General features: G+C 53.6%; 13 protein-coding genes. All 13 read right to left on the bottom strand.

The genetic code is table 11. The annotated features are described in order from the left end of the window. A partial coding sequence (locus tag ABEA08_RS10120; protein WP_345335087.1) for a GTP-binding protein occupies positions 1-128 on the bottom strand: 128 nt, incomplete at its 3' end. Positions 129-198: 70 nt separating this feature from the next. Further along, complete coding sequence (fusA, locus tag ABEA08_RS10115; protein WP_345335173.1) at positions 199-2,298, bottom strand: elongation factor G; 2,100 nt, start codon at positions 2,296-2,298, stop codon at positions 199-201. A gap of 73 nt (positions 2,299-2,371) precedes the next feature. Continuing rightward, positions 2,372-2,842: a 30S ribosomal protein S7 gene (gene rpsG / locus ABEA08_RS10110; RefSeq protein ID WP_345335172.1), complete on the bottom strand. Its 471-nt coding sequence runs from the start codon at positions 2,840-2,842 to the stop codon at positions 2,372-2,374. An 81-nt stretch (positions 2,843-2,923) separates the two neighbouring features. Further along, positions 2,924-3,298 (bottom strand): 30S ribosomal protein S12, encoded by a 375-nt coding sequence (gene rpsL, locus ABEA08_RS10105; protein ID WP_345335171.1) that lies wholly within the window; start codon positions 3,296-3,298, stop codon positions 2,924-2,926. Between the two features lie 207 nt (positions 3,299-3,505). Further along, the gene (gene rpoC, locus ABEA08_RS10100) at positions 3,506-7,711 is read right to left on the bottom strand and encodes a DNA-directed RNA polymerase subunit beta' (protein WP_345335170.1); all 4,206 of its coding nucleotides are present in this window, start codon (positions 7,709-7,711) and stop codon (positions 3,506-3,508) included. A 98-nt stretch (positions 7,712-7,809) separates the two neighbouring features. Then, the gene (gene rpoB / locus ABEA08_RS10095) at positions 7,810-11,835 is read right to left on the bottom strand and encodes a DNA-directed RNA polymerase subunit beta (RefSeq protein WP_345335169.1); all 4,026 of its coding nucleotides are present in this window, start codon (positions 11,833-11,835) and stop codon (positions 7,810-7,812) included. Between the two features lie 222 nt (positions 11,836-12,057). Continuing rightward, entirely contained in the window at positions 12,058-12,423 is a 366-nt protein-coding gene (rplL, locus tag ABEA08_RS10090) for a 50S ribosomal protein L7/L12 (RefSeq protein WP_345335168.1), read from the bottom strand. Between the two features lie 48 nt (positions 12,424-12,471). Continuing rightward, positions 12,472-12,975, bottom strand: a complete 504-nt coding sequence (gene rplJ, locus ABEA08_RS10085) for a 50S ribosomal protein L10 (RefSeq protein ID WP_345335167.1) — start codon at positions 12,973-12,975, stop codon at positions 12,472-12,474. 262 nt (positions 12,976-13,237) lie between these two features. Next, positions 13,238-13,939 carry a 50S ribosomal protein L1 gene (rplA, locus tag ABEA08_RS10080; RefSeq protein WP_345335166.1) on the bottom strand — a complete coding sequence of 234 codons (702 nt, stop codon included), beginning with the start codon at positions 13,937-13,939 and terminating at the stop codon, positions 13,238-13,240. Between the two features lie 4 nt (positions 13,940-13,943). Next, on the bottom strand, positions 13,944-14,372 hold the full coding sequence (rplK, locus tag ABEA08_RS10075) for a 50S ribosomal protein L11 (RefSeq protein ID WP_345335165.1): 429 nt from the start codon (positions 14,370-14,372) through the stop codon (positions 13,944-13,946). Between the two features lie 118 nt (positions 14,373-14,490). After that, the gene (gene nusG / locus ABEA08_RS10070; RefSeq protein ID WP_345335164.1) at positions 14,491-15,036 is read right to left on the bottom strand and encodes a transcription termination/antitermination protein NusG; all 546 of its coding nucleotides are present in this window, start codon (positions 15,034-15,036) and stop codon (positions 14,491-14,493) included. Positions 15,037-15,041: 5 nt separating this feature from the next. Further along, entirely contained in the window at positions 15,042-15,413 is a 372-nt protein-coding gene (gene secE, locus ABEA08_RS10065; RefSeq protein WP_345335163.1) for a preprotein translocase subunit SecE, read from the bottom strand. A 228-nt stretch (positions 15,414-15,641) separates the two neighbouring features. Then, on the bottom strand, positions 15,642-15,781 hold a 140-nt coding region (locus ABEA08_RS10060; protein WP_486322305.1), incomplete at its 5' end, for an EF-Tu C-terminal domain-related protein.

The following is a 15,781-nucleotide window of genomic DNA, read 5'->3' as shown; positions in this document are numbered from 1 at the left end:
TCGCCACCCATGTGCTTAGCCAGCACGTTGGTGATCGCAGCGGTCAGAGTGGTTTTACCGTGGTCAACGTGGCCAATGGTACCAACGTTAACGTGCGGTTTCGTACGTTCAAACTTTTCTTTAGACACGACGTCTTTCCTTTCAATTTGCGATCCGGCTCAGAGAACCGGATCTGTTAACGAACTGAGTGTTTGATTGCTAGCCCATGCGAGCTTCAATCACGGCTTTCGCCACGTTCTTCGGCGCTTCGCCATACTCACTAAACTCCATAGAGTAGGAAGCACGGCCCTGCGTCGCAGAGCGTAAGTCGGTGGCATATCCGAACATTTCGGACAGTGGCACCTTAGCGTGAACAATTTTCAGGCCGGCTGCGCCGTCATCCATCCCATCGATCATGCCACGTCGACGATTCAAATCCCCAACCACGACACCCATCCAATCCTCAGGAGTGGTTACTTCAACCTTCATCATCGGCTCAAGTAGTACGGGTGACGCTTCCAGAGCGCCCTTACGGAAGCCCATGGCACCGGCGATTTTAAACGCCATTTCGCTGGAGTCCACATCGTGGAATGAACCATCGAACAGGGTAACCTTAACGTCAAGTACAGGGAAGCCCGCAAGCACACCTTGTGCGATCTGTTCCTGGATACCTTTGTCTACAGATGGGATGAATTCACGCGGAACCGCCCCACCTACAATTTCATCGACAAATTCGTACCCGCCACCCAGCTCCAATGGCTCAACTTTGAGCCATACATGACCATATTGGCCACGGCCGCCGGACTGACGGATAAACTTGCCTTCCACCGTCGCAGAGGAGCGGATCGCTTCGCGGTAAGCCACCTGAGGGTTACCCACGTTACAATCCACATCAAACTCCCGCTTCATGCGATCGACGATGATGTCCAGGTGCAATTCACCCATGCCGGAGATCAGGGTTTGGCCAGACTCTTCGTCGGTTTCCACACGGAACGACGGATCTTCTGCAGTCAGCTTACCCAGTGCGACGCCCATCTTGTCCTGATCAGCCTTGGTTTTCGGCTCAACAGCGATCTGGATAACGGGCTCTGGGAACTCCATGCGCTCTAAGATCACTTTATGGTCTTGATCGCACAGGGTTTCACCCGTCGTTACGTCTTTAAGTCCGATCGCAGCGGCAATATCGCCGGCTCGGATCTCATCGATCTCTTTACGGTCATTGGAGTGCATCTGCACCATACGACCGAATCGCTCGCGTTTCTGCTTTACTGAGTTGTAGACGGTTTGACCGGTTTTAGCCACGCCAGAATACACTCGCATAAAGGTTAACGTTCCCACGAACGGGTCGGTCGCGATCTTAAATGCCAATGCGGCAAACGGCGCGTTGTCGTCGGACTCACGAGAGGTCTCGTTGTCGTCCATATCCACCCCTTTGATCGCCGGTACGTCGACCGGAGAAGGCAGGTATTCGACCACCGCATCCAATACTGCCTGGACGCCTTTGTTCTTAAACGCAGAACCACAGGTCGCCAAGACAATTTCATTGTTCAATGTACGCTGGCGAAGAGCTGCACGAATTTCTGCTTCAGATAATTCGTCCCCTTCCAGGTACTTGTCCATCAACTCTTCGGAAGCTTCGGCCGCAGACTCCACTAGGTATTCACGCATCTCAGCGGCTTTATCAGCCAGCTCAGCCGGAACATCCAGGTAGTCAAACGACATGCCGTTGTCGGCTTCGTTCCAGTTGATGTATTTCATTTTGATCAGATCGATGACGCCCTTGAACTCGTCTTCGGCTCCGACATTCATCTGGATCGGCACACAAGTGGCCCCCAGACGTTCACGGATCTGCTCAACCACTCGGTCGAAATCCGCACCCGCACGGTCCATCTTGTTGACGAACACCAGGCGTGGTACCTGATATTTGTCCGCTTGACGCCAAACGGTTTCCGATTGCGGTTCTACACCAGAAGAACCACAGAACACCACAACCGCCCCATCCAGTACACGCAATGAACGTTCTACCTCAATGGTAAAGTCCACGTGCCCGGGGGTGTCGATGATATTAACTCGGTGCTCGGGGAATTGTGCTTCCATACCGCGCCAGAAGGTCGTAGTCGCCGCAGAGGTAATGGTGATACCCCGCTCTTGCTCCTGCTCCATCCAGTCCATGGTCGCCGCGCCATCGTGCACTTCACCGATCTTGTGAGACAAGCCGGTGTAAAACAGCACACGCTCGGTAGTCGTGGTTTTACCCGCATCTACGTGAGCACAGATGCCGATATTGCGATAGCGCTCAATAGGGGTTGTACGAGCCACAATAAATTCCTCGATCTAAGGCTAATGCCCTAGTAAAAGTGGCGCGGCTCCGAAGAGCCACGCCATTAAGCCATTACCAGCGGTAATGTGCGAACGCTTTGTTCGCGTCGGCCATACGGTGCACGTCTTCACGCTTCTTAACCGCAGTACCTTTGTTGTCGGCAGCGTCCAGCAGTTCACCTGCCAGGCGCAGAGCCATCGATTTTTCGCTACGCTTACGAGCCGCTTCTACCAACCAGCGCATGGCCAGGGCATTACGACGCACTGGACGTACTTCAACCGGCACCTGGTAAGTAGAACCACCTACACGGCGGGACTTAACTTCCACAGATGGACGGATGTTGTCCAGAGCAGTTTCAAAAATTTCCAGTTCAGCTTTACCAGATTTGGTTGCAGCTGCTTCCAGACCACCGTAGATCGCTTTCTCTGCGGTGGATTTTTTGCCGTCGAGCATAACGATGTTTACAAACTTCGCCAGCAGCTCTGATCCGAACTTAGGATCCGGCAGGATTTTACGTTGACCTACGACGCGACGTCTTGGCATGGGATTTCTCCGATTTCTTCAGGTTTATCCAAAACTGGATGAACAAATTAAAAGTGTTTGGCCTTACTTAACGGAGAACCATTAAGACTTAGGACGCTTAGCACCGTATTTGGAACGGCCTTGGCGACGATCGCTCACGCCAGCAGTATCCAGAGCACCACGAACGGTGTGGTAACGAACACCTGGCAGATCTTTTACACGACCGCCACGGATCAGAACCACGGAGTGCTCCTGCAGGTTGTGACCTTCACCACCGATGTAGGAAGTCACTTCAAAACCGTTGGTCAGGCGAACACGGCATACTTTACGCAGTGCAGAGTTCGGCTTTTTAGGGGTAGTGGTGTATACGCGAGTACAAACACCACGCTTTTGTGGACACGCGGCCAGCGCAGGAACGGTGGTCTTTTGAACCTTGTCCTTACGTGGTTTGCGAACCAGCTGGTTAACAGTTGTCATTAATAACTCCTGATAGACTGAAAACGACTCAGTAACTCAGTTTAAGATGCGAAAAATCGATCCCCGTATATGGGGGACGCGAAATTTTAAGCACCTGACCGTTACGTGTCAAGAAATAGGCAGCTGTTGCTTTGATCCAGTCCGGATCTTTGCGCCAGCCGACAAAAAAGGGCACCCGAAGGTGCCCTATTCAAGCAAACTCTTCGATTACTGGTTATCAGTAATGGAGGCGTTTAGCAGATCCGCTAGGTTCTGCTCAGCTTCAGAGGCGGTCACCGCCGGTGTCGCTTCTGCCTGCGCTTCCTGCTTACGCTTACGATGGTAAGCATAGCCGGTGCCCGCAGGGATCAGACGACCCACAGTCACGTTCTCTTTCAGACCACGCAGATCGTCACGCTTACCGTAGGTAGCCGCATCGGTCAGTACGCGAGTGGTCTCCTGGAACGAGGCCGCGGAGATGAAGGACTCGGTCGCCAAGGAGGCCTTGGTGATACCCAGCAATTCACGCTCGTAGGTCGCCGGACGTTGGTCTTCACCCAGATCACGGTTAGCCTGGTTAACACGAGCCACTTCGGCTTGCTCACCTGGCAGGAACTCGGTGTCGCCGCCGTCAACGATGATGCACTTACGCAGCATCTGACGGATAACCACTTCGATGTGCTTATCGTTAATCTTTACGCCCTGCAGACGGTAAACGTCTTGGACTTCGTTAACGATGTAGTTAGCTACCGCGTGGATACCGCGCAGGCGCAGGATGTCGTGAGGAGCCTCTGGACCATCGGCGATCACTTCACCCTTCTCAACCTTCTCGCCTTCGAAGACGTTCAGGTTACGCCATTTCGGGATCATCTCTTCGTAGGCGTTGCCACCATCGTGAGGAGTGATCACCAAGCGACGCTTACCTTTGGTCTCTTTACCGAAGGAGATGGTACCGGTGATCTCGGCCAGAATGGCTGGTTCTTTCGGCTTACGCGCTTCGAACAAGTCAGCAACTCGTGGCAGACCACCCGTAATATCCTTGGTACCGCCGGATTCTTGCGGGATACGTGCAACCGCATCACCCACACCTACCGAGGCGCCATCTTCCAAGTTGACAATCGCGTTGCCAGACAGGAAGTACTGAGCGACCACTTCGGTGCCAGGGATCAGGATGTCGTTACCGGATTTATCAACCAGCTTCACCATCGGGCGCATCTCTTTACCGGCGGTCGGGCGCTGGGCCGGATCCAGTACAACGATGCTAGACAGACCGGTCAATTCGTCGGTCTGCTTGGTCATGGTCACGCCGTCGATCATATCAACGAACTTAACCTGACCTTCCACTTCGGTGATGATTGGGTGAGTGTGTGGGTCCCAGTTGGCTACGATGTCGCCAGCAGCAACCGCATCGCCCTCTGCTTTTTCCAGTACCGTACCGTAAGGCAGCTTGTAACGCTCCTTCTCACGACCCAGCTCGTCGATCACAGCCAGTTCGGTTGAACGGGAGATAACAACGATCTTACCGGACGCATTCACAACGTATTTCTCGTTGTGCAGCTTCAGAGAACCGGAGTTCTTGATCTGGACGTTGGACTCAGCAGAGGCACGAGATGCCGCACCACCAATGTGGAACGTACGCATGGTCAGCTGGGTACCCGGCTCACCAATGGACTGTGCCGCTACTACACCAATCGCTTCACCGTCAGCCACCATGTGGCCTCGGGCCAGATCGCGACCGTAACAGTTCGCACACACGCCGAAGTCGGTCTTACAGGTGATCACGGAACGAACGATCATCTCATCGATGGAGTTGGCTTCAACCACATCACACCACTTCTCATCGAGCAGGGTGTTGCGTGGGATCAGAACCTCTTCGGTGCCCGGCTTGAACACGTCTTTGCCGACAACACGGCCCAGTACGCGCTCACGCAACGGCTCAACCACGTCACCGCCTTCGATCAGCGGCTTAACGATCAGACCCTCTTCAGAGCCACAATCGTCTTCAACCACCACCAGATCCTGCGATACGTCTACCAGACGACGAGTCAGGTAACCGGAGTTCGCAGTCTTCAATGCGGTATCGGCCAGACCTTTACGTGCACCGTGCGAGGAGATGAAGTAATCCAGTACCGACAGACCTTCCTTAAAGTTCACTTTAATTGGGGTTTCGATAATGGAACCATCTGGTTTCGCCATCAGGCCACGCATACCCGCCAACTGACGGATCTGAGCGGCACTACCACGTGCACCGGAATCGGCCATCATGTAGATGCTGTTGAAGGACTTCTGCTCTTCGTCTTCGCCATCGCGGTTGACCACAACGTCGGTGGACAGGTTGTCCATCATCGCCTTGGACACCTTTTCGTTGGCGGAAGCCCAGATATCGATCACTTTGTTGTAACGCTCACCAGCGGTCACCAGACCGGCCTGGAACTGTTCAGAGATCTCGAGAACCTCTTCTTCAGCCGCTTCAACGATGTCTTTCTTGGCCGCTGGGATCACCATGTCGTTGATACCCACAGAGGTACCAGAAACAGTGGCGTAAGCGAAACCGGTGTACATCAGTTGGTCAGCAAAGATCACGGTGTCTTTCAGACCACACTTACGGTAGCAAGTGTTCAGTACGTTGGAGATCGGCTTCTTACCCATGTCTTGGTTGATCAGTTCAAAAGGCAGGCCTTTTGGCAGGATCATAGACAGGATGGCACGGCCGATGGTGGTGTCGAAGATCTTGGTCTCTTCGATCACATTACCGTCTTCGTCGGTGTAGCTGTCGTTAATACGAACCTTAACGCGAGCGTGCAGCTCAGCCTCACCCAGACGGTATACCTTCTCCGCTTCTTCAACGCAGGAGAACGCCATGCCTTCGCCTTTGCCGTTCACCTTTTCGCGGGTCATGTAGTACAGACCCAACACCACATCCTGAGACGGGGTGATCACAGGATCACCGGACGCCGGGGACAGGATGTTGTTGGTGGACATCATCAGCGCGCGGGCTTCCAGCTGGGCTTCCAGAGTCAACGGTACGTGTACCGCCATCTGGTCACCATCGAAGTCAGCGTTGTACGCCGCACACACCAGTGGGTGCAGCTGGATCGCTTTACCTTCGATCAGAACCGGTTCAAACGCCTGAATCCCCAAACGGTGCAGGGTTGGTGCACGGTTCAACATCACCGGGTGTTCGCGGATCACTTCATCCAGAACGTCCCAAACCTCAGCAACTTCACGCTCAACCATCTTCTTAGCCGCTTTGATGGTCGTGGCCAGGCCACGCGCTTCCAGCTTGCCGTAGATGAAGGGCTTGAACAGCTCCAGTGCCATCTTCTTAGGAAGACCACACTGATGCAGGCGCAGGGTAGGACCTACGGTAATTACGGAACGACCGGAGTAGTCCACACGCTTACCGAGCAAGTTCTGACGGAAACGACCTTGCTTACCTTTGATCATGTCAGCCAGCGACTTCAGCGGACGACGGTTGGAGCCAGTGATGGCGCGACCGCGACGGCCGTTATCCAACAACGCATCCACAGATTCCTGCAGCATACGTTTTTCGTTACGTACGATGATGTCTGGCGCAGCCAGATCCAGCAGACGCTTCAAACGGTTGTTACGGTTGATCACGCGGCGGTACAGATCGTTCAGATCGGAAGTCGCAAAGCGACCACCGTCCAGCGGTACCAGCGGACGCAGATCCGGCGGCAGAACCGGCAGAACGCCCATGATCATCCACTCAGGCTTGTTGCCGGAGTGGTAGAAGGCTTCCATCAACTTCAGACGCTTGGTCAGCTTCTTACGCTTGGTCTCAGAGTTGGTTTGTGGCAACTCTTCACGCATGGCTGCGATCTCAGGCTCAAGCTCGATGTCTTTCAGCAGTTCTTTTACTGCCTCGGCACCCATACGGGCGTCGAATTCGTCACCGTGCTCTTCCAGAGCGTCCAGGTACTCTTCTTCGGTCAGCATCTGGCCGCGCTCAAGCGCAGTCATGCCGGGCTCGATCACCACATAAGACTCGAAGTACAGTACGCGCTCGATGTCACGCAGGGTCATGTCCAACAACAGACCAATACGGGACGGCAGCGACTTCAAGAACCAAATGTGCGCAACTGGAGAAGCCAGTTCAATGTGACCCATGCGCTCACGGCGCACTTTAGTCTGGGTTACTTCAACGCCACACTTTTCACAGATAACACCGCGGTGCTTCAGACGCTTGTACTTGCCACACAGACACTCATAGTCCTTTACAGGACCAAAGATCCGGGCACAGAACAGGCCGTCACGCTCTGGCTTGAAGGTACGGTAGTTGATGGTTTCCGGCTTTTTAACTTCACCGAAAGACCAGCTACGGATCATGTCCGGCGACGCCAGACCGATCTTGATGCCGTTAAATTCTTCGGACGTATTCTGTTTCTTTAGAAACTGAAGTAAGTCTTTCACGATCGTCTCCCAAATGGAGGTTTCAATTCATGTGCCCCACCCCACCGGCTGGGGCACACGACCGCAGTATGGCTGCCCTCAAGCAGCCACCCCAACGGTTAGTCCTGATCCAACTCGATGTTGATACCCAGAGAGCGGATCTCTTTCAACACTACGTTGAAGGATTCCGGCAAACCTGGCTGCATAGAGTAGTTTCCGTCCACGATGTTCTTGTACATCTGAGTACGGCCGTTCACGTCATCCGACTTCACGGTCAACATCTCTTGCAGGGTGTAAGCGGCGCCGTAGGCCTGCAGGGCCCACACTTCCATCTCACCGAATCGCTGGCCACCGAACTGCGCCTTACCACCCAGCGGCTGCTGAGTCACTAGGGAGTATGAACCGGTGGAACGCGCGTGCATCTTGTCATCAACCAAGTGGTTCAGCTTCAGCATGTACATGTAACCCACGGTTACAGGACGCTCAAACTCATTACCAGTACGGCCGTCGTACAGGGTGAACTGACCGGAATCCGGCAGATCGCCCAAGCGCAACATGCCCTTGATCTCATCTTCAGACGCACCATCGAACGCAGGGGTCGCCATCGGCAGACCGCCCTTCAGGTTGTTGGCCAGACGCACCACTTCCGCATCGGAGAAGGTGTTCAGGTCAACCACTTGCTGGGTTTCACCCAGATCGTAGGCTTTCTGGATGAACTCACGCAGCTCTTCGATCTTGCGCTGCTCTTCGAGCATCGCGGTGATCTTGTCGCCGATACCGCGCGCAGCCATACCCATGTGAACTTCCAGGATCTGACCGATGTTCATACGCGACGGTACACCCAGCGGGTTCAGTACGATGTCGACCGGCTGGCCTTTTTCATCGTGTGGCATGTCTTCGACAGGAACAATGGTGGAAATTACACCTTTGTTACCGTGACGACCGGCCATCTTATCGCCTGGCTGGATACGACGCTTAACTGCGAGGTAAACCTTAACGATCTTCAGTACGCCCGGCGCCAGATCGTCCCCTTGGGTGATCTTGCGACGCTTGGTTTCGAACTTCTTATCGAACTCGGCTTTCAGCTCTTCGTGCTGATCGGCCAACTGCTCCAGTTCGGTCTGCTTGGCTTCGTCGTCCAGCGGCTGTTCCAGCCACTTGTCACGGCCCAGGCCGTTCAACTGTGCTTCGGACAGACCGGCGCTCAGTAGCAGGTTACGAGCACGGTCGTAGATACCGTTTTCCAGGATACTGAACTCTTCAGTCAGATCCTTCTTGGCATCACGCAGCTGCATGTTCTCGATATCAACGGCACGCTTGTCCTTCTCCACGCCATCGCGGGTAAAGACTTGCACGTCGATCACGGTACCGTACACAGAGTTTGGTACACGCAGAGAAGAGTCCTTCACATCGGACGCCTTCTCACCGAAGATGGCACGCAACAGCTTCTCTTCCGGCGTCAGCTGGGTCTCGCCCTTAGGCGTTACCTTGCCCACCAGAATGTCGCCCGGCTTCATCTCGGCACCCACGTAAACGATGCCTGACTCGTCCAACTTAGACAGAGCAGACTCACCCACGTTCGGGATATCAGCGGTGATCTCTTCTGGACCCAGCTTGGTATCACGAGCAATACAGGACAGTTCCTGGATATGGATGGTGGTCAGGCGATCTTCCTGAACCACACGCTCGGACAGCAGGATGGAATCCTCAAAGTTGTAACCGTTCCAGGTCATGAACGCGACACGCAAGTTCTGACCCAGTGCCAAGTCACCCAGATCGGTGGACGGGCCATCGGCCAGTACGTCACCACGGGTTACCGGTTCGCCGATGTTGCACACCGGACGCTGGTTGATACAGGTGTTCTGGTTCGAACGGGTGTACTTGGTCAAGTTGTAGATGTCGATGCCGGCTTCGCCTGCAGTCAACTCTGACTCGTTGACCTTAACCACAATGCGACCTGCGTCGACGTAATCCACGACACCACCACGCTTGGCGACAACGGTTACACCGGAGTCAACGGCCACAGCGCGTTCGATGCCGGTACCTACCAGCGGCTTATCAGCACGCAGAGTTGGTACGGCCTGACGCTGCATGTTCGCACCCATCAAGGCACGGTTAGCATCATCGTGTTCCAGGAACGGGATCAAAGACGCCGCCACAGAGATGATCTGCTGTGGAGACACGTCCATGTACTGAACCTGATCAACGGAAACAAAGGTCGACTCACCTTTGTGACGGGCTGGGATAAGCTCATCCAACAGGGTGTTGTTGTCGTCCACCTGCGCGTTGGCCTGAGCCACCACGTAGTGACCCTCTTCGATCGCAGACAAGTACTCAACTTCTTCAGTCACCACACCGTTGTCAACGCGACGGTAAGGGGTTTCCAGGAAGCCGTACTCGTTGGTGCGAGCAAAGGTTGCCAAGGAGTTGATCAGACCAATGTTTGGACCTTCAGGGGTTTCGATTGGACACAGACGACCGTAGTGGGTCGCGTGTACATCTCGAACCTCAAAGCCCGCACGCTCACGGGTCAGACCGCCTGGGCCCAAAGCGGAGATACGACGCTTGTGGGTCACCTCAGACAACGGGTTGTTCTGATCCATAAACTGGGACAGCTGAGAAGAGCCAAAGAACTCTTTCACTGCCGCAGAGATTGGCTTGGCGTTGATCAGATCCTGAGGCATCAGGGAATCCAGATCGCCCAGAGACAGACGCTCACGTACCGCACGCTCAACCCGGACCAGACCCACACGGAACTGGTTCTCGGCCATTTCGCCCACAGAGCGAATACGACGGTTACCCAAGTGGTCAATATCATCGACTTCGTCACCGCCGTTGCGGATCTCGATGATCTTGCGCATGACGTCAACGATGTCTTCTTTTTCCAGAATGCCGGAACCGGTTGATTCCTGGCGTCCCAGACGACGGTTGAACTTCATGCGACCCACAGTGGACAGATCGTAGCGATCTTCACTGAAGAACAGGTTCTGGAACAGCGCTTCGGCGGCATCGCGGGTTGGCGGCTCACCTGGGCGCATCATGCGGTAGATCTCTACCAGCGCTTCCATCCGATCGCTGGAGCCATCAACACGCAGGGTGGTCGACATGTACGGGCCGTTATCCAGCTCATTGGTGTACAGTGTGTCGAACGCCTTGATCCCCGCTTGAGACAGCTTGGCCACGTCTTCCAGGGTCATTTCCTGGTTCGCAGCTACCACGATCTCGCCGGTGGCTTCGTCGATGTAGTCCTGAGCGGCAGCTTTGCCGACCAAGTACTCGACTGGCACTTCCAGCTGAGTCACGCCGCCTTTTTCCAGCTGACGGATATGACGTGCAGTGATGCGACGGCCGGTTTCCACCAGCACATTGCCTTCGTTGTCTTTGATATCGAATACCGCAGTCTCGCCACGCAGGCGCTCCGGTACCAGATCCATCACCAACTTGTCCTTCTTCAGGGAAAAATTCACCTTCTGGAAGAACATGTCCAGGATCTCTTGGGTCGAGTAACCCAAGGCACGCAGGATGATGGAAGACGGCAGCTTACGACGGCGATCGATACGAACAAACAAGTTGTCCTTTGGATCGAACTCGAAGTCCAACCAAGAGCCGCGGTAAGGGATCACGCGCGCGTTGTACAGGACCTTACCGGAGGAGTGTGTCTTACCACGATCGTGGTCGAAGAACACACCTGGGCTACGGTGCAACTGAGAAACGATCACACGCTCGGTACCGTTGATCACAAAGGTACCGTTGTCGGTCATGAGCGGGATATCGCCCATGTACACTTCCTGCTCTTTGATGTCCTTAACGGCACCGCCGTTTTCTTTGTCCATCAACACCATGCGCAGCTTTACGCGCAGTGGAGCAGAATAGGTTACGCCACGGATCTGACATTCTTTAACGTCAAATACCGGCTCGCCCAGCTTGTAGCTGACGTATTGCAGTTCGGCGTAACCAGAGAAGCTTTTGATTGGGAAGACGCTGCGGAATGCGGCTTCCAAGCCACGCTCGCCTTCCGGATCCTGTACCAGGAAGTTTTGGAACGAGTCCAGCTGGATAGAAAGCAGGTAAGGTACGTCAATGACCTTAGGACGCTTACCAAAATCCTTGCGGATGCGTTTTTTCTCGAAATCGGAGTAAACCATGTGGTTCCTCTGCTCGTGATTGGAGACCCGAAAATCTCTGCGATTGCAGAGCTTTCGCCCTTATTTGCGCAAGAACCTAACCAATAATCTCTGCCAGGCCCGCGTTCCAAGAGGTTGGTGATCCATAGATAGATCACCAGCGCTAATAGCGCAAAAGGGCCGGTGGTTTTTTAACCACCAGCCCAACCTAACCGAAGTTAGGTTAATAAGCTAAAAGATAGCTTATTTGATCTCAACTTTACAGCCGGCTTCTTCCAGCTGCTTTTGCAGACCTTCAGCTTCGTCTTTAGCAACAGCTTCTTTGATAGCAACTGGAGCAGACTCAACCATAGCCTTGGCTTCTTTCAGGCCCAGACCGGTAGCGCCACGAACGGCTTTAATAGCAGCAACTTTGTTGCCACCGAAGTCAGCCAGAATTACGTCGAATTCAGTCTGCTCTTCAGCAGCAGCAGCTTCGCCGCCACCAGCAACTACTGCAGCAGCAGCAGATACGCCGAACTTCTCTTCCATTGCTTCGATCAGCTCAACAACGTCCATTACGGACATTTCGGCTACGGCTTCGATGATTTGGTCTTTAGTGATAGACATTACTAACAATCCTAATAATTACTGTAAAAGTTTAAGCAGCGAGCCGAATTAGGCCGCTTGCTCTTCTTTTTGGTCTTTCAGAGCAGCCAGGGTACGTACCAGCTTGCCAGCAGATGCTTCCTTCATGGTCATCATCAACTGTGCAATTGCTTCGTCGTAGGTTGGCAGCTTGGCCAGACGGTCAATTTGCTCGGCAGGGATCAGCTCCCCTTCGTATGCCAGTGCTTTGACTTCGAACGCTTGCTCAGTTTTGGCAAAGTCTTTGAACAGACGAGCCGCAGCACCTGGGTGCTCCTGAGAGAATGCGATCAGAGTCGGACCTGCAAATGCGTCGTTCAGGCACTCGAAATCGGTACCTTCAACAGCGCGCTTGGCCAGGGTGTTACGCACTACGCGCATAACAACACCAGCTTCACGAGCTTCTTTACGCAGAGCGGTCATGCTGCTTACAGTAACGCCGCGAGAATCGGCTACTACTGCAGACAGAGCACCTTTGGCAGCTTCGTTGACTTCAGCAACAATTGCTTTCTTGCCTTCGAGGTTTAATGCCATTGGGCTTTCACTCCTGGATTCCACCTAGGCTTGCGCCTAGAAACTAATGACCCCTTACGGGGGACGAAACACGGTGGGGAGGGTCCAGAAGAAATAAATTCTTCTTTAGGTCCAACACCGTCTACGCAGGCAAACATTAAGGGATCGACACACTGTGCCCACCCCACCTACGGTCTCGGACGAAAGCCCAACTGACAAGCAGCCAGACTTCGACCTATAGGGCGCAAAATTATACAGATAACTCTACGCCCTGTAAATGCTATTAAGCAACGGTGGTCAGGCTAGCCTGATCAACCGCAACACCAGCACCCATGGTGGTAGAGATGGATACTTTCTTAACGAAAACACCCTTAGCTGAAGCAGGCTTGGCCTTCTTCAGAGCTACCAGCAAAGATTCCAGGTTTTCTTTCAGCTTATCCGCATCGAAATCAACCTTACCAATGGTGGTGTGGATGATACCGTTTTTGTCATTGCGGTAGCGTACCTGACCGGCTTTCGCGTTTTTAACCGCTTCAGCAACGTTCGGGGTAACAGTGCCAGTTTTAGGGTTAGGCATCAGGCCACGTGGACCCAGGATCTGACCCAGTTGACCAACTACGCGCATTGCATCTGGAGAAGCAATAACCACGTCGAAGTTCATCTCACCAGCTTTAACTTGGGCAGCCAGCTCGTCCATACCAACCAGCTCAGCACCGGCTTCTTTAGCCGCGTCAGCGTTGGCGCCTTGGGTAAATACCGCAACGCGAACGTCACGACCAGTACCGTGTGGCAGTACAGTCGCACCGCGAACGTTCTGGTCGGATTTACGTGGGTCAACACCCAAGTTAACGGAAACGTCTACAGACTCTACGAACTTAGCAGTCGCCAGTTCTTTCAGCAGAGCAACTGCTTCGTTCATTTCGTATTCGCGAGTAGCGTCAACTTTCTCACGGATAACGCGCATGCGCTTAGAAATTTTAGCCATCGTATTATCCCTCTACTACCAGGCCCATGGAGCGCGCGGTACCGGCAATGGAGCGAGCCATAGCATCGATATCAGCACCAGTCATGTCTGCAGCTTTGGTCTCAGCGATTTCAATCAGCTGAGCCTGAGTTACAGTACCTACTTTCTCGGTGTTCGGACGACCGGAACCGGACTTAACGCCAGCAGCCTTCTTCAGCAGAACAGCAGCAGGTGGAGTCTTGGTTACGAAAGTGAAAGAACGATCCGCGTATACAGTGATAACAACAGGGATCGGCAGACCTTTCTCTACCTTGTCTGTACGGGCGTTAAACGCCTTACAGAATTCCATGATGTTTACACCGTGCTGACCCAGAGCTGGACCAACTGGTGGAGACGGGTTAGCAGCACCAGCCGCTACTTGCAGCTTGATATAAGCTGTGACTTTCTTAGCCATGGTAAATTACCTCGTTTGGGTTCAAGCGTCTGAACACATCAGACTCCCCGGAAAAAAGGGGCGGCGAATTATATACAAATCCGCCGCCACTCGACAAACCTTTTTGACGATCTTTTGATCAGCTCTTCTCGACCTGACCAAAGTCCAGCTCTACCGGAGTAGAACGACCGAAGATCATAACAGAAACCTTTACGCGGCTCTTATCATAGTCCACCTCTTCAACGGTACCGTTGAAGTCAGCAAATGGACCATCGTTAACGCGCACCACTTCACCCGGCTCGAACAGGGTGCGGTGGCTTGGCGATTCTGCATTTTCTTCCAAGCGGTTCAGGATCGCATTGGCTTCTTTCTCAGTGATCGGCGCAGGACGGTCAGAGGTACCGCCGATAAAGCCCATTACGCGTGGCGTGTTACGAACCAAGTGCCAAGACTCGTCGTTCATCACCATCTGAACCAGAACATAGCCCGGAAAGAACTTACGCTCACTCTTACGACGCTGACCGGCACGCATCTCTACCACTTCTTCGGTAGGGACCAGCACTTCACCGAAGTACTTTTCCATCTCGTGCATCTTGATGTGCTCTTTCAGGGTTTTGGAGACACGCGCTTCAAAACCGGAGAAAGCCTGCACAACATACCAACGCATTTTTGGTTGTTCGGACATTTAGGTTACACCCCAGTGATCAGGTTAACGATCCGCACCAAGCCCATATCCAGCAGCCAGATGACAAACGCCACGATTGCGGTTACGGCCAGTACGATCATCGTGGTTTGCATGGTTTCTTGACGAGAAGGCCATACCACTTTGCGTACTTCCAGGCGGGACTCTTGAGCAAATGCCCAAGCCGATTTGCCCTTTTCTGTTTGAGCAGCGATAAACAGCGCACCGCCGATGGCCACAACCACCGCCAGAACGCGATACAGTACGGAGACTGTGTCGAACATTTGGTTGCCGATCACGGCAGCCGCCAGGATCAACACCACCAATCCCCATTTTAGGGTATCCATGGTGTTGCCTTGGTTTTCAGTATTGGTACTCATTACAACAATCCCGTATGCGAGTCTGTATGAAATCGAACCACCCTCATTCGATTTCAGGGCCACGCCGGCAGCAAAAAAGGGCTTGCCCTGTTCCAGGACCGCCGACCGGCAAAAAAGTAGCCCTAGATTTTATGCATTCCAACCAGTGCTGACAAGCTAGATGACCATATGTGCAGCAAAAAGGGTGCCCAAAGGCACCCTTTTTAGTGTCATGTATACTCGCGCTGATTACTCAACGATAGTAGCAACAACACCAGCACCTACGGTACGGCCACCCTCACGGATAGCGAAACGCAGGCCTTCTTCCATCGCGATTGGCGCGATCAGGGTAACTTCCATCTGGATGTTATCGCCTGGCATTACCATTT

This window comes from Ferrimonas pelagia (assembly GCF_039543565.1).
Classification (GTDB): domain Bacteria; phylum Pseudomonadota; class Gammaproteobacteria; order Enterobacterales; family Shewanellaceae; genus Ferrimonas; species Ferrimonas pelagia.
The sequence above is the reverse complement of the archived record's forward strand: the minus strand, read 5'-3'. Positions and strand labels throughout refer to the sequence as shown.

Coding starts and splice junctions, on each gene's coding strand:
- rpsG (WP_345335172.1), bottom strand. CDS start 2,842: ATGCCAAGACGTCGCGTCGTAGGTCAACGTAAAATCCTGCCGGATCCT.
- rpsL (WP_345335171.1), bottom strand. CDS start 3,298: ATGACAACTGTTAACCAGCTGGTTCGCAAACCACGTAAGGACAAGGTT.
- rpoB (WP_345335169.1), bottom strand. CDS start 11,835: ATGGTTTACTCCGATTTCGAGAAAAAACGCATCCGCAAGGATTTTGGT.
- rplL (WP_345335168.1), bottom strand. CDS start 12,423: ATGTCTATCACTAAAGACCAAATCATCGAAGCCGTAGCCGAAATGTCC.
- rplJ (WP_345335167.1), bottom strand. CDS start 12,975: ATGGCATTAAACCTCGAAGGCAAGAAAGCAATTGTTGCTGAAGTCAAC.
- rplA (WP_345335166.1), bottom strand. CDS start 13,939: ATGGCTAAAATTTCTAAGCGCATGCGCGTTATCCGTGAGAAAGTTGAC.
- rplK (WP_345335165.1), bottom strand. CDS start 14,372: ATGGCTAAGAAAGTCACAGCTTATATCAAGCTGCAAGTAGCGGCTGGT.
- nusG (WP_345335164.1), bottom strand. CDS start 15,036: ATGTCCGAACAACCAAAAATGCGTTGGTATGTTGTGCAGGCTTTCTCC.
- secE (WP_345335163.1), bottom strand. CDS start 15,413: ATGAGTACCAATACTGAAAACCAAGGCAACACCATGGATACCCTAAAA.